The organism is Flavobacterium sp. TMP13 (assembly GCF_050847115.1).
Classification (GTDB): domain Bacteria; phylum Bacteroidota; class Bacteroidia; order Flavobacteriales; family Flavobacteriaceae; genus Flavobacterium.
In genome coordinates, this window is record NZ_CP193656.1 from 3,583,260 (window position 1) to 3,605,573 (window position 22,314).

The window sequence follows — 22,314 nt, forward strand, 5'->3', positions numbered from 1 at the left end:
ATTTGGCAGAGGAAGACTTGACAACTTAGATTATGATGTTAAAAATCACTAAATTTGGACAATCAATTCTATTATATTGCAAATTGCGATATGCAATACAGCGTGATCAAAGACTATTAATTAGAAAAGGACATTTTCGCATTTTGATGTAAAATGTAAAAGGAATAATAAAATAAAAGCCGTACTATTGGTATAAATCATTTAGAATATAACGAGAATTTTATGGTTGAAGAAAAAAAAGTAAGGGAAGAGTTGTCAAAAATATTAGTTGAAGACCCCACCAATTATAGTAAAATATTAGAATTATCTACAAAGTTATCCAGTTTTGATGATGATAATATACGATTTAGTGTCGACGCAGGAGTAATTGATAGGCTCGGTAGTGAACTAGTTGCTAGACAAGAAACAGCTGTATCTGAATTGGTTAAAAATTCATATGATGCAGATGCAACCAAAGTAAATATAAAGTTTGAAAATTCTGATGATATTGGCGGTATTTTATATATTGAGGATAATGGTACGGGTATGAATAGAGAGCAATTGATAAATGGTTTTATGCGAATTTCATCCAGTTCTAAAATTCATAACCCTTTTTCAGATACTTATAAACGTAAAAGAGCAGGGCAAAAAGGAATTGGAAGGTTTGCAGTTCAAAGATTAGGTGAAAAATTAACTATTACTACTCAAACTGAAAGTGATGATATAGCATTAGTACTGTCTATAAATTGGAATGAATATGCTAATGATATAGATTTAAACTCAATAACTAATAAGATATTCTCAAAGCCTAAAACCAAAGACAAAGGAACTATTTTAAAAATAGAAGGCTTAAAAGATAAATGGTCTGAAGCATCAATTAAAAGGGTTTATAAATATATTGGAGATATATTACAACCTTTCCCTCTTTCAGATATAGAAGAAGAATTAGACGATGAAGAATATAATTTAGATCCTGGATTTAAAGTTAATTTTTTTAAAATTGTTAATGGACGGCAAATTAATATAGCTGATGAAAAAACAATGGTGTATAATCATGCGACAGCAGTTATTGATGGTTGGATAGACAAAGATGGTTATGGTTTATATACAGTTGAAAGTAATAAATTAGCTATAAATGAAATTGGAAATATCAGTAGTGATCCAGATAATGATGACATACCCTTTACACAACTCAACAATATAAAATTTAGAGCATATTATTTTATATATAACACTAATTTAATTCCTAAAATGCAAGAAACCAATATAAGAAAGATTGCTAGAACACAAGGAGGTATTCGCTTGTATCGAAATGGTTTTAGAGTTTTGCCTTATGGAGAACCAAATAGTGATTGGCTAGGATTAGATGCTTCAGCTGTCAAGCGTTCAATTTTACCTGTTCATTCAAACATGAATTTTTTTGGTTTTGTGGAATTAAAAGACAGAGAAAATAAATTTAAAGAAACATCAAGTAGAGAAGGACTCTTAGAAAATGAGGGATTAATTGAATTAAGAAACTTTGTTTATAGAACAATTATAACTGCAATTATTAAAGTTGCAGAAGTTAGAAATGTAAAAATTGTTTCAGGACAAAAAGAATATGATGGTATTTATGAATCAGTAGAAGTAAGAATAAAAAACATAGCATTTACTCTTGAAGAATTGGATAAAGAATTAGAGAAAGAAACTGGCAATATTGAAGTAAGAAAGCGTAGAAAGAAAAAAATTGATCAGGTAAAAAAAGAAATAGCTGAATTACAAAAAGCACAAGAAGAAGAAAAAGAGCAGTTTTTAAAAGAAAGATCAATGCTTAGAGTTCTAAGTAGTGTAGGTTTAACTATTGGATTATTTCTGCATGAAGTCAAAGATTATATTCTTAATATGGATAATAACGTTTCTTTTTTAATTGAAAAACTAAATAATGATCAAGTTGTTCTAAATAGATTAACATTGTTACAATCTAACATTGAGTCATTTAATACATATACTTCGTATTTTGATGCTGTAATTTCACAAAATGTAACGCGTAACATTAAACCTATAGATTTAAAGACAACGATAAATTCTTTTTGGAATACTATTGAAAATGATTTAGTAAAAAATAATATTCAACTTGATAAACCAGAAATAGAAGGCAATTATTTATTTTCGTGTCCTATGCATCCTTCAGAATGGTCTAGCATCCTTTTCAACTTATTTACAAATTCTAAAAAAGCAGTAAAAAGAAGTAATAACGTAGGGAAAATTAATATTGAATGCGGAAAAATTGAAAATAAAATATATTTGAAATTTTCAGATTCTGGTGATGGTATTAAAGAAGAGAATAGAGAAAGAATTTTCGAAGAGTTTTTTACAACTTCATCACCTAATACAATAGATGATTTAAATATTCAAAATGAAAATACAGGAACGGGATTAGGTTTAAAAATAGTAAAAGATATATTATCCAGCTATAGAGGTAGGATATTTGTAGATGAACCTAAAGAAGGTTTTTCAACAACAATTTTCATAGAAGTACCAGCAGCAACAGAAAAAGATTTAGATAAATATGGCTTATAATATATTATACATCGAGGATTTAGATGCAGAAACAAGAAATCTAACTTTTCAGAGAGAAAATTTTAAAATAAAATCAATTCCTCCTTCAAATTCAATTGACAAAATCATTAATGATATTAATGAGCATAACCCAGATTTAATAATATTGGATTACATACTAACAGAAGGGTCTGATTTAAAGTATTGTAACGCTCCAACTATAGCTGCAACATTAAGGTCGTTAACAGCTATAGAAGAATTTATAGAAAGACCAATAGTTCTAATGTCAAATCAAGATCAAATTGTAAACTTATATAGAAAAGACTATACTAGTCATGATCTTTTTGATTATGCTATTACCAAACAAAATGCTACAAAAACATGTACTGAAAAGTTTATAAATAAGTGTATTTCGATTATTGATGCTTATGAAAAAATAGCAAATAATAAATTTAACTTATCAAAAATTTTAAGTATTAATGAAAAATTAATTCATTCAAAATTAAATTTTTACTTAAATGAAAATAATAAGTCAGTATATGAATACAGCAGATTTATTTTTGAACATTTGATAAGATGCTCAGGTATGTTAATCGGAGAAGAAGTTTTATCAGCAAGATTGGGAGTGTCTAAGGAATCATCAGATTGGGAAAAATTAAAAGCTTTTTTTGAAGATTTTAAATATAAAGGTATTTTCTCTGATTCTTATAATAGATGGTGGATGTCCTCAATCGATTATTGGTGGATTAATTATTTAGGTGAAAAATATTCTTTAAGACATCATAACGCAGAAGAACGAGTTGAAATTTTAAAAACAAAATTAGGGTTAAATCTTAATATTGTAAAATCTAGTGATAAAAATTTAAGCACCAATTATTGGGTAATTTGCAAACAAACCAAACTTCCTTTAGATCCATTTGATGGCATTGAGTTGCTTGAAGAGGAATTTAAACCATGGCAAGATAAAGATTATGTTTCTATAGATGGATACTTAGAGGATATAGAAAAGTACGGCAAGCTTGTAAGTGATTTGGATAGAATAGAAATGCGTAAATATTCTTAATCTTATGGAAATTTGGAGTAGAAGAAATTATTTAAAAGATATTAAATTTCTAAAAGAAATCATTTCTGAATATAATGTCAGAGGAGTATTTTCTGGAATTGATGAAATTGTTGAATCAATAGAAACAAATGATAAGGATCTAATAGATTATAGGTTAAGCAATTTTAGCATTCATTTAAAAGGAGCTATCGCAAGAGCCCAACCTGGTGATTTACATTTTTGTAAAATAGAATTAGAAAACAGACTTGAAGTAAAAGATGTTTTGAACGATAATATCGACCCTCTTTCAAGGTATACATTGGATTTTAAAATAAGTTTATTTAAATCAGAACAAGATCAGACTAAAGAATACTGCAGCACGTGGCATCTCGATAAAGAACATAGAGACTTAAATTTCTCATATATTCATCCATATTATCATATACAATTTGGTGGGAAAAAGCATGAATATTTAGATCCAAATATGGCAATATTAAGTAGTCCCAGAATACCACACCCTCCTATGGATTTAATTCTAGCTTTTCACTTCATAATTAATAATTTTGTGGACAGAAAAATTCATAGTTATGTGGATGAAATAGCTAACGATGCAAGGTATTTAAGAATATTAAATAATTCTAAAGAAAGACTATGGGAACCCTATTTTAAAGGATTTTCTATAGATAATAATCATAATGATTACAAAATAAATAAGCTTTTTCCATTGTACAATAATTAGAATGAATCAAAACATAATAAAATATTTAAAAAAGTATTCATACGATACTAAAGATGTGAATCGACTTTTAGTTTCATCATTTCTGAATATCAATAAAATTCAAAAAGTAAAAAATGAATTCATAAATAGCTATATAATAAAAGAAGAAAGCGAACTTGCGCAATTAAATGAGTTCTTAGATCTTTGGAATAATAAGTCTTTTGGTATAGAAGAATTAATTGAATTTTTTGAATTTGTAATTTCTCCTGAAGACAAAGAGGTCAATGGTGCTGTGTTTACGCCTGAATATATAAGAAAATTTATAGTTGAAAAAACTATTAGCCAACACCTGAATAAAAATATTGGTAACTTAATATTTGGAGATATTGCATGTGGTTGTGGTGGTTTTTTTAAAACTATAACAGAAATTCTCAGAAAAACCACCACTAAAAGTTATTTTGAAATTTACAGAGATAATATCCTCGGATTAGACATCCAAGAATATAGCATTAGTAGAACTAAAATATTATTATCATTACTTGCCATAATTAACAATGAAGATTGTCCCGAGTTTCAGTTTAACTTGTTTTGCGGAAATGCTTTAAGCTATGACTGGAATTCAATTACTAAAGTTGAGCAAAATGAAGGTTTCGATATAATTGTTGGGAACCCTCCTTATGTTGGAGCTTCAAAAATCGATAATGAAAATAAATCTTTGTTAAAAGAATGGAGCGTATCTAAATCAGGGAAATCCGATTTGTACATTCCTTTTTTTGAAATAGGCCTTCACAATTTAAATCAAAGTGGAATATTAGGTTATATTACTGTAAACACTTTTTATAAAAGTCTAAACGGAAGATCCGTAAGAAAATATTTTTCAAATAATAAATTTGACATTTCCATAATTGATTTTGGCGGTGAGCAGTTATTTAAAACAAGATCTACTTATACTTGTATTTGTTTAATATCTAAATTAGAATCTAATACCGTAAAATATGTTAAATCAAAAAGTAAAGAAATATTTTCTATAAAGAATACAGATTTTATAGCAATAAATTATTCTGACTTAAATGATTTTGAAGGGTGGTTTTTGATTAATGAAAAAACAAAAATAATAATTGATAAAATTGAGTCTACTGGACAATCACTAGGTTCAAAATTTGAAATTCGCAATGGTTTTGCAACATTAAAAAATAATGTATACCTGTTTGTACCAACAAAAGAATCAGAGGATATTTATTATATGATAAAGGACAATGTTGAGTATAAAATTGAGAAAAACATTTGTAGAGAAGCTGTTAAACCCAATACATTAAAGTTAGCTTCAGAAATTGTGAATCATACCGAAAAACTAATTTTCCCATATAAAATTGAAAATTTAGAAATAAATCTATTCAAAGAAAAAAAGCAAACCCTTAAAATTATTGACGAGAAAATTTTAAAAAAGGAATATTCAAATACATATAAATATTTAACAAGTCAAAAAGAAATTTTGTCAAAGCGAGACAAAGGTAATAGACAATATGAAGAATGGTATGCATATGGAAGGAATCAAGCTTTATTAATATCAGGTTATAAATTACTATTACCTTATATAACTAGTGAACCATGTTTCGTATATACTGAAAATCAAGATTTATTATTTTATAATGGATATGCCATATTTTCAGAATCGGAGGAAGAATTACTCATTTTACAAAAAATTTTAATGTCCAAAATATTTTGGTTTTACATTGAAAAGACTAGTAAGCCTTATGCAGGTAATTATTTTTCAGTTGCCAAAAATTACATTAAGAACTTCGGTGTTTGCGATTTAGATAATGACGAAAAATTACTATTATTGAGCCTTAATGATTCAAATAAAATTGATGAATTTCTTCTTAAGAAATATGAAATTAAAACTGAGTTAATTTAACAATTCAAATCACAAAACAATCTAGTATTAATCAAGTAAAACCTGAAAAATTTATCAGCAAAAAAAAGGAGCTTGCTCACACAAACTCCCCAATATCAAACCCCTCCAAATCATTTTTATGCAAAAAAGAAGAACCAGAATCCGTCTCTAAAGAAAATGTACCATCTAGCAGCTTGGCTATTTTTTGAGAAGCATCTTCGATAGAATTTTCCAATAGGTCGAATAATTCGGTTCCTTGTATTTTCTGAAGTAGGACTGTTGCTGTTTCCTTTTGAGAGGGTCTCATTTTCTCTTTTTTTAACAACTTTTTTACAGTGCTTAATTCTTCAAAGGTAACCCCTTGGGCAAAACCATTTTCGCCATCAGATATTCCATAACTATTCCATTCTTCTTCCTCGTTCTCAAAATCAGGTACATTCCCAAAAACTTCATCCAGTTCTTCTGGTAATATTTGTAATTCGACTTTTTCTTCGTCGATTTCAATGTCAAAATTACCATTAGTTTGTTCCTCTTTTTGCTTTTGACTTTCAATGTCGTTTTTTGGTACAGCAAGGCTTCTTTGAGGCTTGGGTTGTCCCATAATATCAGGTAGCTTTGGATTACTTTTTTCTTGTACTGGCTTTTGCTCCTGATATCTCTTAATGACAATTTTATCTTGTAACAACAGTACAATTATGATAAGCAAACAAATTACGATTACTGTTTCCATAAGTTCATTATAAAATGGGTTTGTATTTATCATTAAAACTCTTGGTAATCTGCTCACCAAATTCCTGAAAATGGTAATCTAGCAAATTATCCAAATAGGCATAAATAGTGATTTTGTCTTCGCCAATCACCTGAACGATACGAGTTAGTTTTTCGTGAAAATCGGGTCTGATATAGACCGTTTTTCCGTCCCGTGCATTGGTGTCAATTCTTTTGAAAAAGATACTTTCGTAATCCCCTTCACTTGCCCGTTTCCCCCTACTCTTTTCTTTGATCGTGGTTTTCTCTTTGGGAGGTTCTTTATAATTCCTGTATTCCCTTTCCTTTTCTATTGGAACTTGTAAACCTTCTTTTTTTATACCATCCACCATCAGGTTCATCATCAACTCTTCGTTAATTTCGGGAGTGTTTTTTTTCTTGTTTTCTTTCTCCATAACTCTATAATTGAATGATTTTCAAAAATTCGTTTATAAATTGATCTAACTGACAGGCTTTCATCAATCGTTCATCTGGAGGCATTACAGTAGAACGAAATACAGTTTTACTATGTTCTTCACTTTCTTTGCGAAAGCGAGTGCTATTCTTAATTTGGCTTTGCATCAAACTTAATCCCAGTTGCTCGATTAGTTGGTTGTAAGCTTTGTACAAAGGCGTACTTTCTCTACCGTCCACCTGATTCCAAAACAGGTTAATCGTTTCTATAGAAGTTGTTCCTTTTTTCATAATTACATCTTGCAACAATTGCGTAAAAATGAGTGTGCTTTCCATAACTAAACGATCAGCCGTAATTGGCGTAAAAATGTGGTGCATTCCGGCCAAGGCTTTCAGAATACCAGGAGTATTCACCGTTCCAGGGAGATCAAAAAACAGAACATCAATTGGTACATCAGAAGTGTTTAAAAATTCCTGAGCAGCCTCCAATACGCTTTCCGCTTTGTGTTGTAGAATGGGATAGGCTTTTTTGTTGATGGTTGTAAATTGTTTGTAAGCTAGTTTTTTCAAATGCTCATTTTCCATAACCATTGACAGATCACGAGATTTCATTTTGATTAAACTGTGCTGAGGGAAATCGGCATCAAAGACGGCTACATTGTAACCTAATCGATAGTGCAGTGTACTTGCAACTAATGTTGTAAACGTACTTTTTCCGACACCTCCTTTTTGAGAAGAAAAAGCGATAAATTTTGTATTGTGATTTGCATTCATAGTTCCACTGTTTTTAATTATTTATATCGGTATTTAATTGTATTTGTATTTCTTTATTTAGTTACCTACAGCAATAGATATGTACCTCGTTATCTATGATTTTATGTAGTTAAATAGGCAGTTAACAAAATATCTACACATTGCGTCATGTACTTATATCTGTAGGCAATTCCATTAATATTTATCCACAGAAGTAAGTACATCTGTACTTAATCATATAACTAACTAGTTCAATCTATCTCTATTTATAATTGTATGTCTATACTTTTCTATAGTGATACTTATGCAATTATGTTGTTACGTACATAGCTAACTAGGTATTCCTGTTTGTTTATAAGTACAAAGAAACAGAGCGATATAAGTGCTTTTAACATTGTGGTTGTTCTTGGCTTTTATTGACACGGTTTGGCAATTCCTTTAACCATAACACTAAACCAATCAATGTCTTACTTTGTAAAAAGACAAAACAGATTAAAAAATGAAAGGCATAAATCGAATTTAAAACAAGAAATGGAACGGCCTTAAGCCGTTTTTCCCTGCTCTATTAAATCTGTTCCGCCGACAGGCGGACGGATTATCTGTTCACCAGAACAGAGCAAGTTGTGTTTTGAGGCACTCGAAATGAATTCCGTGCCTCAAAACAACTTGCCCTTGCAGGGGCTTAAAACTCCCTCCGAAGTCGGGGTTTTCTAAAAATTAAAATTGGAATGATGATGGAAGATCAAGAGAACAAAAAACAACACAAAGGCGGTAGGAACCCCAAAAAGGATCCTAGCATTCATCGTTATGTTTTTCGTTTAACGGATCAGCAAAATGCTAAATTCCTTTCACTTTTTGAAACTTCAGGAGCAGACAATAAAGCTCGTTTTATTACTTCCGTGCTATTTGAAAAGCAAATAAAAACGGTAAAAATAGATATGGCAGCAATGGATTATTACATGAGATTGACCACTTTGTATGGTCAGTTTCGTGCCGTTGGTGTCAATTACAATCAGATTGTAAAGATACTCTACTGTAATTTTTCCGAAAAAAAAGCAGCCGCTTATCTCTTTAAATTAGAAAAACAAACAATAGAATTAGCTCAATTATGTCGTGCGATTATGCAATTGACAGAAGAATTTGAAAGGAATCATTTGATTAAAAAAGAAGAAATATGATAGCAAAAATAGGTCGTGGAGCAAATATGATTGGAGCACTTTCTTATAATCAACTGAAAGTAGATCAAGAAAATGGAACAATACTAGTCACGCATAGAATAAGAGAAACAGTTAATGGAAACTATACCGTAAACCAATTATACAGTTCTTTTGAACCTTACCTTTTTGCGAATAAACGAACAGAAAAACCAGTTTTGCACATCTCTCTCAATCCCAATCCAAAAGATAAGGTAAGCGATGAAGACTTTAAAAAGATTGCAAAAGAATATATGAAACTTATGGGCTATGGAGATCAGCCTTATGTAGTATTCAAACATACAGATATTGAACGCACTCACATTCATATTGTTTCGACCTGTGTAGATCGTTACGGTAAAAAACTACCTGATTCCTATGAAAAATTACGTTCGATGGAGGCTTGTCGTTCATTAGAACAGCAATTTCAATTACAACCTGCAACTGCAAAAAATCGAAATCCAAAAGAAGCAATTTTCAAACCAGTTGACTACAAAGAAGCTAATGTAAAGAGCCAAATAGCATCAGTAGTTAGGTATCTGCCAAAGTATTATCAGTATCAAAGTTTAGGAACATATAACGCGCTACTTTCTCTTTTTAAAATAACAGCTGAAGAAGTAAAAGGAGAGCTAAATGGGATACAAAAGCAAGGGCTTGTCTATTTTGCATTGAATGAAATGGGACAAAAAGCAACTAATCCATTTAAATCCTCTCTTTTTGGAAAACAAGCTGGAATGGATAGTTTGCAAGAATATTTCGAAAAATCAAAAGAAAAAATGAAAACTGAACCTGCAAAAGAGATCCTAAAAAAAACGATCGAAATTGCCATTCATACCTCTTATAACGAAACCGATTTTAAGAAACAACTACTAGAGCAAGGCGTTAATACGGTCGTTAGAAGAAATCATCAAGGACGCATTTATGGAATGACTTTTATCGACCATGAATCTCGCACCGTCTGGAATGGCTCACAATTGGGTAAAAATTTAGCTGCTAATAATTTTAACGACTGTTGGAAAGAAACAACATCTCAAAAACCTCACGAAACTATAAAAAGTTCATCGTTCGAATCTAAAAAGGAAACCAAAATAGAAACAGAAAAGCCACATTCACTTTTTGATTTTGTTGATAGAAATCAGTCAAACCATTCTAGTACTAATTTTGGACTTACAGAAAGCCTTGCTGGTTTATTGCCCGAATCTCAAGGTGAAGATTACGAAGAACAGGCATTTGCAAACCAAATGAAGAAAAAATTAAAACGAAAAAATTATCGAGCAAAGAAATAGATTCTCAAGTTATTCTACAGACAAATAGTGCCACTAAAAGCCATTTGAAGTCACTTTATTTTATGGATTTCTCTTATCTATTAAATTCACTTGCTGAAATTTTAACTAGTTAAAACATGCAAGGAGAAGACGATTTAAGAGGGCTCGCGAAAATAATGGCCTTCATGCGAGCAGTAAGTATCCTTTTGATGCTGATGCATTTTTACTGGTTTTGCTATAGCTTTTTCTTAGAAAAAGGTTGGACACTCCAAGTGATTAACAAAATACTAGGTAATTTCCAACGTACAGCGGGCCTGTTCTCCCATACTTTATATACCAAACTATTCGCTTTGGTCTTATTGGCGTTAAGCTGTTTGGGAACGAAAGGAGTAAAAAACGAAAAAATTAGTTGGTCTAAAATTTCCATTGCCTTAACTATTGGTTTTATACTTTTTTTTCTCAATACACCATTACTCAAGCTATCCGCAAGCCTAGCTACTTCTTTATATATCGTGACCACCTCATCAGGTTATATTTCGTTAATGATGGCTGGCGTTTGGATTAGCCGTTTGCTTCGTACCAATCTCATGAACGATGTATTTAATAACGAAAATGAAAGTTTCATGCAGGAAACCACATTGATGCAAAATGAATATTCCGTTAACTTGCCAACCAAGTTTTATTACAAAGGAAAATGGAATGAAGGATGGATTAATGTCGTAAATCCTTTTAGAGCTTCTATTGTTTTGGGAACACCTGGATCAGGTAAAAGTTATGCCATTATAAACAATTATATCAAGCAGCACATTGAAAAAGGATTTTCGATGTACATCTATGATTTTAAATTCGATGATCTTTCCACTATTGCTTACAATCATTTACTAAAGCATAGCGATAAGTACAAGGTAAAACCAAAGTTCTATATTATCAACTTTGATGACCCTAGTAGAAGCCATCGCTGTAATCCTATAAATCCGGATTTCATGACGGATATCTCAGATGCTTACGAATCGGCTTATACGATTATGTTAAACCTCAACCGAAGTTGGATACAAAAACAAGGAGATTTCTTTGTCGAATCTCCAATTATATTACTAGCCGCTATAATCTGGTACCTGAAAATTTATGATAATGGAAAGTACTGTACTTTTCCGCATGCTATTGAATTACTGAACAAGAAATATGTTGATGTATTTACCATCCTTACTTCCTACCCTGATCTCGAAAACTATTTATCGCCGTTTATGGATGCTTGGCAAGGTGGTGCTCAGGATCAGTTGCAAGGGCAAATCGCTTCCGCAAAAATTCCTTTGTCTAGAATGATTTCACCTCAACTGTATTGGGTGATGACTGGAGATGATTTTTCGCTGGACATTAATAATCCAGATGAACCTAAAATTCTTTGCGTTGGAAACAATCCTGATAGACAAAATATTTATTCGGCGGCTTTAGGTTTGTATAATTCGAGAATTATAAAACTAATCAATAAGAAAGGAAAATTAAAAAGTTCAGTTATTATCGATGAGTTGCCAACAATCTACTTTAGAGGATTGGATAACTTAATTGCTACTGCCAGAAGTAATAAAGTAGCGGTTTGTTTGGGTTTTCAAGACTATTCGCAATTAACCCGTGATTACGGCGATAAAGAAAGTAAGGTGATCCAAAATACCGTGGGTAATATCTTTAGTGGGCAGGTTGTGGGAGAGACCGCAAAAAGCCTATCTGAACGCTTTGGGAAAGTATTACAAAAACGTCAAAGTCTAACCATTAATCGAAACGATAAATCAACTTCGATTTCCACACAATTAGACAGCCTGATTCCAGCTTCTAAAATCTCTACACTTACGCAAGGAATCTTTGTAGGAGCTGTTGCAGATAACTTTGACGAACGTATTGAACAGAAAATTTTTCATTCTGAAATTGTAGTCGATAATAAGAAAGTAGCTGCAGAAACAAAAGCTTATAAGAAGATACCGATAATCTTATCTTTCGTTGATGAAAATGGAGTCGATCAAATGAAAGCCGAAATAGAAGCTAATTATAAACAGATAAAACGGGATATTGTTCTGATTATTGAAACCGAACTGGAACGCATCAAAAATGATCCTGATTTGCAGCATTTGGTACAGGTGGGGTAATTGAAAAGAATATCGACTATTTAGCAGACTTATATATAATCTTCAAATAGTGTAACTAAGCATTCTGTTTATATAAGACCATTCAAGAAACAATCGCAAAATGTTTGTTTTTATATACAAATTTATTGTTTGTGCTCATATTAACGAACGTTTGTATAAATGAGTGCGAAAAAACAAATCTTGTTCCCTAAACACCAACTCCTTTTAAAGCCAATGGGGGAGAATATTAAATTAGCTCGAAAAAGAAGAAAACTAACAGCTATACAAGTATCTAAAAGAGCTGATATAGCAAGAACTACATTATACCAAATTGAAAAAGGAAATTCTAGTGAAGCATTAGGTGCTTATTTGAATGTACTCCCAGTTTTAGGGCTTCAAAATGATTTCTTAAAACTAGCTGCGGATGATGAACTAGGAAGAGAACTTCAAGATCTAGACTTACTAAAATAATCAATTAGCCTCATAATTCCCCTCCAATGGAAGGGTGCCCATAGGGAGCGGTGGAAAAAAACAGATAAAAACAATACTCAACATGTCTCCAGCCTAAACCGATATCTACGTTTATGCGTATTGGGAATAAATGCAGAAACCTAAACTAAGTGGTATTCTAAGAACTAAACAAGCCAAAGAAAAAAAGGCATTCAGTTTTGAATACAATAAAAATTGGCTAAAAACGAACAAAAAAATGTTTTACAACCCGAAATTCAATTATAAAGTAACTCACAGTACCCGGGCCAAAAAGAAAACTTTGGTATCTTTCTAGAAAGCATACCTGATACTTGAGGCCGCACTTTATTGAAAAGTAAAGAAGTGTAACTGTTTAAAGAAAATAATGAAAAACCAAAAATACTCTATGATATTGTTTATCTAGTGTGTGTGTAAGACGAAAGTCGTATGGGAGCATTAAGATTCAAAACCGACCCAATTGCAGATTTCTTAGAAAACAACAAAGTCACTCCTACTCAACAATGCTTTTACATTCTTGAATTACAAAACGCTGCGGCTATTTTTGAAAATCACAACTACAACAACATGAAAAAGATCATCAATGAAATACCTATAAACAAAAAACATATCTAATTTTGCATAAACAAATACTTAAATTAATATTGCAGAGAAATAGTCTTGATAATTGTTTTTCCTAAATAAGAAAATAGCAAAACAGAATTCATTGTCACAGCTAATGGAAACAAATTTTATTTCAACCCGTTAAGTTCTGTAATTGATTATGCGCCACGGCTCAAAAAATAAAAATTCAGCTTCTTTATTCAACCAACAACTAGAATAGATCTAATTATCGAAGAATTGGTCGAGTAAGATATTTTTCAAGAAATTATTTTAAAAATTGGCGCACTCAAATTTTTCACTCTATAAAATCAACTGAAGTAAAAAATTTTGAAGTTATGATTTATCTGAAATATTACAATTTATAATGTAACACAAAAACGATTACAAAAGCAATTTTCATAATTATTCATACCCCTTTTGGAGAAAAAAGAGAAACCATAAACAGTTATTTTGTGCAACTACCAATGCTATAAGATCCAAAGCATGAACTGATTAAATTACAGAAACTCAATTACTCTCTTGAATCTTTTTAAATAGACTAATATCACTAAAAGTGTGTATTGTTATTTCAAAATATTAAGTGTTTATTTATATTTGACCAACCAAAGTAAACCAAATAACCACAAAACAAATGAATAAACGAAGTCCCCTTAGCTATTAAATTATATCAAGGTATGGAAAACCGTAAACTAATCCCATTTACTTCGCATAACTTTGAAAGTAGTGTAATTTATCAGCCAACTTTGTTAATAATAAAAATCTTACACTCCTTTCAAATTGTGTATTTTTAGATTCTCAAACAAAAGCGTTGCCAATGTCATTATTTCAGCCTTCCGTACTCAAAAAATATTTGAGTCAACAAGATACAGTACAAGTTCAGAAAGCCTATAAAAAATACACCAAGTATTTTCACAATGCTGTTATTCAAGAAAACATTCGAAACAGCAAGGAAGAACAATTCCAGGAAGGTTTTTTACGTGAATTGTTTGTGGATATCTTGGGCTATACACTCAATCCGGCACCAAGCTTCAACCTGACCACGGAACTCAAAAACATAAGAGGAGCCAAAAAAGTGGATGGTGCCATTCTCAAAGACGGTAATGCATTGGCTGTTATTGAACTAAAGGGAACCAACACCAAAGACCTCGAAAGCATCCGCTAACAAGCTTTTGATTACAAAGCCAACCAAACAGGTTGTATCTATGTCATTACTTCTAACTTCGAGAAGTTGAGGTTCTACATCAACAATGCCGTGGACTATGAAGAATTCAATCTATTTACCCTCACCCACGCAGAATTCGAAATCTTCTACCTCTGTCTGGCCAAAGAAAATATCCTGGCCAACAAACCACTCAGTATAAAAGAAGCTTCGGTGGTGGAAGAAGAAAATATCACCAAAAAATTCTATTCCGATTATTCCGTTTTCAAACGCGAATTGTACCGGGATTTAGTCAAACAAAACCGGTCTAACATCATACTTAATGATTTACCTGAAAAGACTACTAAACTGATTCTTTTCCAAAAATCACAAAAATTGATCGATCGTTTTTTGTTCATTCTCTTTGCCGAAGATCGCGGACTACTAGCGCCAAACTCCATCAATACCGTACTTAAAGAATGGAAAGCCTTGGCCGATTTGGATGTCGAAATGCCACTTTACGACCGCTACAAACAATACTTTGGCTATCTTGATACTGGTCGCAAAGGCACCGACAAGAAAGAAGAAATCTTTGCTTATAACGGTGGGCTTTTTCAGCCCGATATCATTCTCGACGCTGTAATTATTGACAATGATTTGCTCTACCGCCATACCTTAAAACTTTCAACCTACGATTTCGAAAGTCAGGTCGATGTCAATATTCTGGGGCACATTTTCGAACATTCACTAAACGAAATCGAAAGTGTCAATGCAGAAATTGAAGGGACCGATTTCGACAAACAAAGAACCAAACGCAAGAAAGATGGCGTTTTCTATACCCCAAAATACATTACCAAATACATAGTTGACAACACAATTGGTAAACTCTGTGCCGAGAAAAAACAGGAACTGGGCATTATAGACGAAGAGTATGCCAAAGGTCGCAAGAACCGCCAATCCAACACCATCATAAAACTGGACCAGCAGCTCAAGGACTACCGCGAATGGCTTTTGGAACTCACCATTTGTGATCCCGCTTGTGGCTCCGGAGCCTTCCTGAACCAAGCCTTGGATTTATTGATCAAGGAACACGCCTATCTGGACGAACTCAATAAACAACTTTTTGGGGGTTTCTTTGTCTTTCCCGATATCGAAAACCAAATCCTAGAACACAACATCTACGGGGTAGATCTTAATGAGGAAAGTATCGAGATAGCGAAACTCTCTTTGTGGCTTCGTACTGCCCAACCCAAACGAAAACTGACGAGCCTGAACAACAACATTAAATGTGGTAACTCTCTTATAGAAAGCAAAGCCATAGCCGGAGACAAAGCCTTTAACTGGAAAGAACAATTCCCGGAAGTTTTTGCCAAAGGGGGTTTTGATGTGATTATTGGGAATCCGCCTTATGGTGATTACTTTAATTCAACTGAAAAAATATATTTACTTAAAAAATACGATGCCTCATTTTCGGGAACATTTGATATGTACATTATGTTTTTTGAAGTAGCTTTAGGTCTAATTAAGGCCGAAGGAAAACTATGTTATATTACACCTAATACGTTCATAGATTACGCCCAATTTTCAAGCTTAAGAAAGCTCCTTTTAAAAGGAAATAATATAGAACAGTTAATTAGTCTTACGAATGTTTTCGAAGATGCAATTGTAGATACTGCAATCATTATTTTAACAAAATCTAAAACCCAATGTGAAAATTTTAAGGGTATAAATATAAAAGAAAAAATAACATCTTTAGAAACTTCCATTTTACCTTCATTAAATTTCGAAAACTTAGGTTCTAAGGGATTTATTTTAAAATCAACTGGAAATTTTGATATAAAAAAGTTGATAAAAATTGTCCTTATAAATTAAGTGATGTTTTAAAAATAACTCAAGGAATAACAACTGGAGGTAATGATTTTTTTATTGGAAAAAGAGACTATTTTATTAAAAATGGAATACCAGAAACTATTTTAAAAAAAGTATTAAAAGGGAAATCAATAAACAGAAATAAAATTCTTTATGATAATGACTATATCTTATATTCTACAAAAAATACTGATCAAGATGCTCAAAATAAGATTTCTATTTTATTAGATCAATTTAAAAATAAGTTGTCCGAAAAAAGAGAAACTGCACAAGGGAAATTACCTTGGTATTGTTTGCATTGGGCAAGAGATCAAAAAGATTTCAATGAACCAAAAATATTAATTAGACAAACTGCAAGTAATATAATTGGTGTTTTTGATAATGATAATTATTATTCACTTGATACTTTACACACTTTAAATTTAAAAATTGAAGTAAATGATAAGGTTACTACATTGAAATTTTTACTTGGAATTCTAAATTCAAAATTATTTAAATATTTATATCATTGGAAGTTAGATGAAGGTGGTAAAGTTTATCCTCAAGTTAAAAAAGTAAATATTGAATGGCTTCCAATTCCAACATTAATTAATGACAATTTGATTTCAATTAATATTGATCAACTCTTAGAAATAAACTTAAAAGAGGAACAATCTAGAGTTAAATTTTTAACTTTTCTTAATTCAAAATTCGATAGTTCAATTTTAAACTCAAAAAAATTAGAAAACTGGCACGAATTAACTTTTGTAGAATTCATTACTGAACTCAACAAAGTCATTAAAAAAGCAGGACAAACCCAACTCAATAAAAAAGACGAGTTCGAATGGCTAGATTTATTTGAAGAAAACAAAACCAAGGCCCAAGTCCTAAAATCACAAGTAGAAACCACCGAAAAAGCAATTGATAAAATGGTGTATGAGTTGTATGGGTTGAGTGAGGAAGAAATAAAGATTGTTGAAAATTGTTAATTAACACAAAAAATAAATGAACTCAATTTCTCTTGAAAATATAAAAAGTTTAAAAGCGGAATACCTAACTCAGCTTTTATTAATGCTATTACATTTAGAATACAAAAAGTACAATTTTCCTAATTGTTACATCAGCGTACCTCAAAATATTACAACTCCAGATGGTGGAGAAGATGGCAGAATAACAACTACAGACTACAAAGATTCAAGATGGATTATTGATGTTTTTTGCCTATTTCAATCAAAAGCAACTTCAATGTCTAAGGTACAGTGTAAAAATGAAATTTTAAACACAAAAAATGATGCTTTGAAAGATCAAGTGAAAGACCTTTTTGATAAAAATGGCACTTATATATTATTTACAACTGATGATTATGTTGAACAGAATTTACAAGACAGAATAGATGGTTTTAGAGATGCTGTAAAGTTGGTTGAAAATGAAGAATATGGTAACAAAGTAAAAATAAAAATTTATGATGCTAATTTTATAAAAGATTGGACAAATGAATATATCTCTGCAGTTTCATTTATTCAGTTATTGTGTGGAATACAAAGACCGCTTGGTCTTCAAATTTGGGGCGAATTAAAATCACATCCCAGTAATTCATCAAATTTTAAAACAAATCCTGAAATAGAAGCATTAATAGAAAATATTAGAACGCAAACATTTAATAAAAAAAATATTAGAATAGAAGGTGTTTCAGGGATTGGAAAAACTAGATTAATCTGTGAGGCTTTTTCTCCTGGTAGTTGTGATACGGATGGTAATTTCGAAGTGATTAGAAAGTCACTTTCAGATAGTGTTATTTATTTTGATATTGGAAAAGGAAATCCCCAAAATATTTTTGATTTCATTAGAAGTATTGTAACAACGTACCCAGCAATATTAATTTTAGATAATTGTGACCCCAGCAATCACAATAAGTTTCTTCAAGAAATTTTGAGAACGGGTAGTTTACAAACTTTAATTTCTATTGATTACGAGAAAATTAATAGTGATAATAATGAGTTCTGTGAAATGTTTCAACTTAAGGGTGAAATATTTAATTCAGTTGTTGAAGAAATTCTTAAAAATGAATACTCAAACAGCCAATTATCTAATCAAGATATTGAATATCTTATTAAATTTTCAGAAGGAAACCCTAAAATGGCAATCAATTTTGTTAAAGCGGCAATCAACAAAAGTGATTTAAATCAAGGATTTGATAAAGAACTGCTTGAAAAATTAATCTTTGGAAGAGAATCTATTAGTGAAATAGATTTTAATATTTTAAAGTTATGTTCCGTTTTCAAATACTTTGAATATCCATCTGAAGATTTTTATTCTATAGATAAAGATGGATATATATTGCTATTAGAACACGTTCAGTTTTTTTCAAGTTTTTTAAATATTGACACTAAAAGCATTGAGAGAATAATTAAAAAATATTTAGACAAAGTTGTGCTTGAAAGAAGAGGTAATAAAATAGTAATTAGACCCAATCCTCTTTCGTTAAAACTATCAATTTTATTTTGGGAAGAATTAAATATTATTGATTACGAATCATTCATTCATAGTATTCCAAAAAATTTAATCACACCTCTTGTTGATCAACTTAGTCAACTTGGAAATGTAGGTAAAGCCAAAGAACTTGTTGAGACTATTTGGGGTATTAATGGAAATTTTTCTACAGCGGAAATTTTAAATTCTAATATGGGTTCACGCCTTTTTCGCTCAATTGTAACCGTGAATCCTAAGGCGACTATTAAAGTATTATCTAAAAACTACTTAAATCAACCTAAAATATATCTTCAAACTATAGTTGATGGAAGACAAAACCTTGTTTGGGCATTAGAAAAATTATGTTTTAGAGAAGAAACTTTTATTGAATCAACAAAGGTTTTAATGTGTTTTGCTGTTGCTGAAATTGAAACGTATTATTCCAATAATGCTACAGATTATTTCACACAACTATTCAGAATATTTTTAGCCGGTACTGAAGTTGGTTATGCTCCACGAATAGAAGTTTTAAAATGGGCTTTAGAAAAACAAGACTCAGATTTTGATACTTTAGTAATAAAAGCTTGTGAAAGAGCATTCACCCCAATGACAAATCTACACAAAATGGGCGGTGCAGAAAATCAAGGTGGTCTTTTGCCTCTAGAAGATTATAAACCTAATTCAGCGATAGAAATTAATGATTATAGAGAAAAAATAATAGAATTATTATCAAGATTTATTTCTCATAAAAATGAATTTCAATTATCTGCTCAAAGAGTCATTTATAATAACATATCTGATTTATTTGAATTCAATTTTGATATTGAAAAATTAAGAATTGAAATAGATAATATTATTCTAAGTATAGTTGATAAAGATGATTTATTAAAAAGTTTATACTCTCAAGTAAGCTTTATCAATATAAACGAAACTCAAAGGCAATTTATTAATGAATATATAGAAAAGTTAAAGACAAATTCAATGGAAGAAAGAATATTATATAATGTCTCTGAACCAAAAATAATAATCCGAACCATTAAAGACGAGGATGGTTATGAAGATAAAGGTAAAAGACTTGCTGAAAAATTTGCTGAAGAGGTTATTTCTGAAAAAATTGATATTCGTCCATACTTTAAAAATCTTTTAATTGGCAACCAATATAATACGTTTGATTTTGCGAAAAAACTCTCCGAATTAAGCGTTTATAATCAAGATTTTGTTGATGAACTTATATCACTAATCTTAACACTTGAAAACAAACAACATAACATATCATTTTTGTTTGGCTATATTTCTGTTTTGAATCCTGAAAAAAGAAATGAAATCTACAATTTTTTTATTTCCAAAAAATCATCTTTTGCTTTTAATCTTTTTCGGGTTACAGATTTTAGTTTTGAAAATGTTTTGAAACTTATTGATCTAGTCAAAAATCATAGTATTGAATCAAATAAATTAGAAATTATAAAATATGATATTGTCAAATTAAATTCGAATGACTTAATAAAATATTTTGGTTTAATTAAAAATTTAGAAAATGGTCATATTTTAATTATGGATACTTTTAGTATTCTAATATGGTTTTCTAAAAACAATCAATTTCAAATAGATGAAAGCATCTTAAATTATATTAAATCAGTAGTTGAAGAGGAAAATTTATTAATTAAAATCAATACCTCTAGAACAATTGATTTATACTCTTGGCAAGAAATGATGGAAATTTTGATTAATAAGTTTCAAGTTAAAATTTGCATTAATATATCTAACCAAATTGTTGAGTATCAAGAATCATTATCTTTTTACTCAAGAGGAGATCTACATATAGCTAATGTAGCTATTTTAACATTAGATATTGACTTCGAAAATTGCTGGAATATTTATTCAAAATTAATATTAGAAAAAAAGACGATTGAATTTTGGAATATTTTTGATATGAGTTTTATAAGTGGTGTGACCTCAAATCATCCATTTTTTTGTAATGATGTCAGAAATAAAAAATTATTAAGTTGGCTTTTAAAAAACAGAGAAATTGCTCCTTGGATAATTAGAGTGGCTCCACTATATGATGAAAATGGTCAAGATTGGTTTTCATTTTCAGAAGAATTAATTAATATTTTCGGGAAAGACAAACGGTTTATTGATGAATTATCATGTAATCTTCATTCAATGACGACTTGGGGATCCAGAGTTCCATTTCTAAAATCAAGATTACAATTAGTTAAACAACTTAAAGACCATAAAATAGAAGAAGTTAAAAAGTGGGCTAATAGTGAAATAGAAAGTTTTGAAAAGAAAATAAAGATGGAGGAAATAAGTGATGATGAAGGCTTTTTGGGTCTTTAATTAGAAACTGTAATTGCAGATTTTTGAAACATACAGATCTCTAATAAAAAATTTACACATTGCGTAAATAAACAATTATGGAATTAACTGAGAAATTATTATCCGAATTACAAAGAAGACTTAAAATAGGAAACCGCAGGGGCGTTCACTTAAATGCTATTCCGGCAAATTCAAGATACAAGTTCGATTTAAACAGACTTTCTCATATTGACAAAGACCTTCCAAACAATTTTATTAAATCGCTACTAACAGAGTTGCCACTTAAATTTAGAATAAGTTGGAAAGACAAGGTGCCTGATTTAAACTCTCTTTTTCAAGAAGATCAAACACAATTAGTTAGAATAACCAAGGCATTTGAAAACCTAATTAATCAAACAGATGCAATTGAATCTGAAAAAGGGATTAATAATTGTGGATTTGGATTTCCAATTTTAGCAAGACGTGATAGAGATGGCAATAAATTATTTGTTGCACCAATCCTGATTTGGTCATTACAAATTAGAAGAAACAAAGAATTTAAAACTTGGGAAATACGCAGGAATGAAGACGACCCTATTTATATTAATGAAGTTTTAATAAATCAACTGGATAAAGCTTCATTTCGTTATGCTCCGTTCCTACGCTCCACTGCATTCCAGCCCTATCCAGTTTATAGCCTTCCTTTTTATAATGTGAGTTGGTACTCACGTAATTTATCTCCCATTTTTCAGTGAATTATAGCATTCACTCATAGTTACATTTTGCTAAAAATAAACAGAAATTAATCAATG

At 30.6% G+C, this 22,314-nt stretch carries 17 protein-coding genes; 14 read left to right on the forward strand and 3 right to left on the reverse strand.

Translation table 11 applies throughout. The features are described 5' to 3' along the window. The first annotated feature begins 222 nt into the window (after positions 1-222). The 4 genes from ACRASX_RS15455 to ACRASX_RS15470 are packed head-to-tail and all read left to right on the forward strand — an operon-like array spanning position 223 to position 6,192. Complete coding sequence (locus ACRASX_RS15455; RefSeq protein WP_432221875.1) at positions 223-2,538, forward strand: sensor histidine kinase; 2,316 nt, start codon at positions 223-225, stop codon at positions 2,536-2,538. After that, positions 2,528-3,580 carry a hypothetical protein gene (locus ACRASX_RS15460; protein ID WP_432221876.1) on the forward strand — a complete coding sequence of 351 codons (1,053 nt, stop codon included), beginning with the start codon at positions 2,528-2,530 and terminating at the stop codon, positions 3,578-3,580. The genes ACRASX_RS15455 and ACRASX_RS15460 overlap by 11 nt, the downstream gene beginning before the upstream one ends. Before the next feature lie 4 nt (positions 3,581-3,584). Further along, entirely contained in the window at positions 3,585-4,298 is a 714-nt protein-coding gene (locus tag ACRASX_RS15465) for a hypothetical protein (RefSeq protein WP_432221877.1), read from the forward strand. A 1-nt stretch (position 4,299) separates the two neighbouring features. Continuing rightward, a complete protein-coding gene (locus tag ACRASX_RS15470; RefSeq protein ID WP_432221878.1) occupies positions 4,300-6,192 on the forward strand; it encodes an HsdM family class I SAM-dependent methyltransferase in 1,893 nt (630 codons plus the stop codon). Positions 6,193-6,268: 76 nt separating this feature from the next. Here the strand turns inward: ACRASX_RS15470 and ACRASX_RS15475 are convergent, their stop codons facing one another. The 3 genes from ACRASX_RS15475 to ACRASX_RS15485 are packed head-to-tail and all read right to left on the reverse strand — an operon-like array spanning position 6,269 to position 8,106. Continuing rightward, positions 6,269-6,901: a conjugal transfer protein TraD gene (locus ACRASX_RS15475; RefSeq protein ID WP_432221879.1), complete on the reverse strand. Its 633-nt coding sequence runs from the start codon at positions 6,899-6,901 to the stop codon at positions 6,269-6,271. Positions 6,902-6,908: 7 nt separating this feature from the next. After that, positions 6,909-7,334, reverse strand: coding sequence for a DUF3408 domain-containing protein (locus tag ACRASX_RS15480; RefSeq protein WP_432221880.1), 426 nt, complete (start codon positions 7,332-7,334; stop codon positions 6,909-6,911). Positions 7,335-7,338: 4 nt separating this feature from the next. Further along, positions 7,339-8,106, reverse strand: coding sequence for a ParA family protein (locus ACRASX_RS15485; RefSeq protein ID WP_432221881.1), 768 nt, complete (start codon positions 8,104-8,106; stop codon positions 7,339-7,341). 713 nt (positions 8,107-8,819) lie between these two features. Here ACRASX_RS15485 and mobA point away from each other — a divergent pair. The 10 genes from mobA to ACRASX_RS15535 all read left to right on the forward strand — a co-directional run bounded on the left by mobA (position 8,820) and on the right by ACRASX_RS15535 (position 22,257). Then, on the forward strand, positions 8,820-9,263 hold the full coding sequence (gene mobA, locus ACRASX_RS15490; RefSeq protein WP_432223097.1) for a conjugal transfer protein MobA: 444 nt from the start codon (positions 8,820-8,822) through the stop codon (positions 9,261-9,263). Beyond that, entirely contained in the window at positions 9,260-10,564 is a 1,305-nt protein-coding gene (mobB, locus tag ACRASX_RS15495) for a conjugal transfer protein MobB (protein ID WP_432221882.1), read from the forward strand. The genes mobA and mobB overlap by 4 nt, the downstream gene beginning before the upstream one ends. A gap of 116 nt (positions 10,565-10,680) precedes the next feature. Further along, entirely contained in the window at positions 10,681-12,681 is a 2,001-nt protein-coding gene (gene mobC, locus ACRASX_RS15500; RefSeq protein ID WP_432221883.1) for a conjugal transfer protein MobC, read from the forward strand. A 159-nt stretch (positions 12,682-12,840) separates the two neighbouring features. Beyond that, positions 12,841-13,131, forward strand: a complete 291-nt coding sequence (locus ACRASX_RS15505) for a helix-turn-helix domain-containing protein (RefSeq protein ID WP_248428673.1) — start codon at positions 12,841-12,843, stop codon at positions 13,129-13,131. 444 nt (positions 13,132-13,575) lie between these two features. Beyond that, on the forward strand, positions 13,576-13,761 hold the full coding sequence (locus ACRASX_RS15510; RefSeq protein WP_432221884.1) for a hypothetical protein: 186 nt from the start codon (positions 13,576-13,578) through the stop codon (positions 13,759-13,761). Positions 13,762-14,563: 802 nt separating this feature from the next. Next, on the forward strand, positions 14,564-14,911 hold the full coding sequence (locus ACRASX_RS15515) for a hypothetical protein (RefSeq protein ID WP_432221885.1): 348 nt from the start codon (positions 14,564-14,566) through the stop codon (positions 14,909-14,911). 66 nt (positions 14,912-14,977) lie between these two features. Beyond that, positions 14,978-16,759 (forward strand): Eco57I restriction-modification methylase domain-containing protein, encoded by a 1,782-nt coding sequence (locus tag ACRASX_RS15520; RefSeq protein WP_432221886.1) that lies wholly within the window; start codon positions 14,978-14,980, stop codon positions 16,757-16,759. Between the two features lie 98 nt (positions 16,760-16,857). Further along, positions 16,858-17,724 (forward strand): TaqI-like C-terminal specificity domain-containing protein, encoded by an 867-nt coding sequence (locus ACRASX_RS15525; RefSeq protein ID WP_432223098.1) that lies wholly within the window; start codon positions 16,858-16,860, stop codon positions 17,722-17,724. 16 nt (positions 17,725-17,740) lie between these two features. Beyond that, positions 17,741-21,544 (forward strand): hypothetical protein, encoded by a 3,804-nt coding sequence (locus ACRASX_RS15530; protein WP_432221887.1) that lies wholly within the window; start codon positions 17,741-17,743, stop codon positions 21,542-21,544. A gap of 77 nt (positions 21,545-21,621) precedes the next feature. After that, positions 21,622-22,257, forward strand: a complete 636-nt coding sequence (locus tag ACRASX_RS15535; RefSeq protein ID WP_432221888.1) for a DUF4011 domain-containing protein — start codon at positions 21,622-21,624, stop codon at positions 22,255-22,257. Positions 22,258-22,314 lie beyond the last annotated feature (57 nt).

Excerpts from the sequence above, each read along its gene's own strand:
- ACRASX_RS15535 (WP_432221888.1), top strand. The coding sequence starts at position 21,622 with ATGGAATTAACTGAGAAATTATTATCCGAATTACAAAGAAGACTTAAA.
- ACRASX_RS15530 (WP_432221887.1), top strand. The coding sequence starts at position 17,741 with ATGAACTCAATTTCTCTTGAAAATATAAAAAGTTTAAAAGCGGAATAC.
- mobC (WP_432221883.1), top strand. The coding sequence starts at position 10,681 with ATGCAAGGAGAAGACGATTTAAGAGGGCTCGCGAAAATAATGGCCTTC.
- ACRASX_RS15460 (WP_432221876.1), top strand. The coding sequence starts at position 2,528 with ATGGCTTATAATATATTATACATCGAGGATTTAGATGCAGAAACAAGA.
- ACRASX_RS15470 (WP_432221878.1), top strand. The coding sequence starts at position 4,300 with ATGAATCAAAACATAATAAAATATTTAAAAAAGTATTCATACGATACT.
- mobB (WP_432221882.1), top strand. The coding sequence starts at position 9,260 with ATGATAGCAAAAATAGGTCGTGGAGCAAATATGATTGGAGCACTTTCT.
- ACRASX_RS15515 (WP_432221885.1), top strand. The coding sequence starts at position 14,564 with ATGTCATTATTTCAGCCTTCCGTACTCAAAAAATATTTGAGTCAACAA.
- mobA (WP_432223097.1), top strand. The coding sequence starts at position 8,820 with ATGGAAGATCAAGAGAACAAAAAACAACACAAAGGCGGTAGGAACCCC.
- ACRASX_RS15455 (WP_432221875.1), top strand. The coding sequence starts at position 223 with ATGGTTGAAGAAAAAAAAGTAAGGGAAGAGTTGTCAAAAATATTAGTT.
- ACRASX_RS15480 (WP_432221880.1), bottom strand. The coding sequence starts at position 7,334 with ATGGAGAAAGAAAACAAGAAAAAAAACACTCCCGAAATTAACGAAGAG.
- ACRASX_RS15465 (WP_432221877.1), top strand. The coding sequence starts at position 3,585 with ATGGAAATTTGGAGTAGAAGAAATTATTTAAAAGATATTAAATTTCTA.
- ACRASX_RS15505 (WP_248428673.1), top strand. The coding sequence starts at position 12,841 with ATGAGTGCGAAAAAACAAATCTTGTTCCCTAAACACCAACTCCTTTTA.
- ACRASX_RS15510 (WP_432221884.1), top strand. The coding sequence starts at position 13,576 with ATGGGAGCATTAAGATTCAAAACCGACCCAATTGCAGATTTCTTAGAA.
- ACRASX_RS15475 (WP_432221879.1), bottom strand. The coding sequence starts at position 6,901 with ATGGAAACAGTAATCGTAATTTGTTTGCTTATCATAATTGTACTGTTG.
- ACRASX_RS15485 (WP_432221881.1), bottom strand. The coding sequence starts at position 8,106 with ATGAATGCAAATCACAATACAAAATTTATCGCTTTTTCTTCTCAAAAA.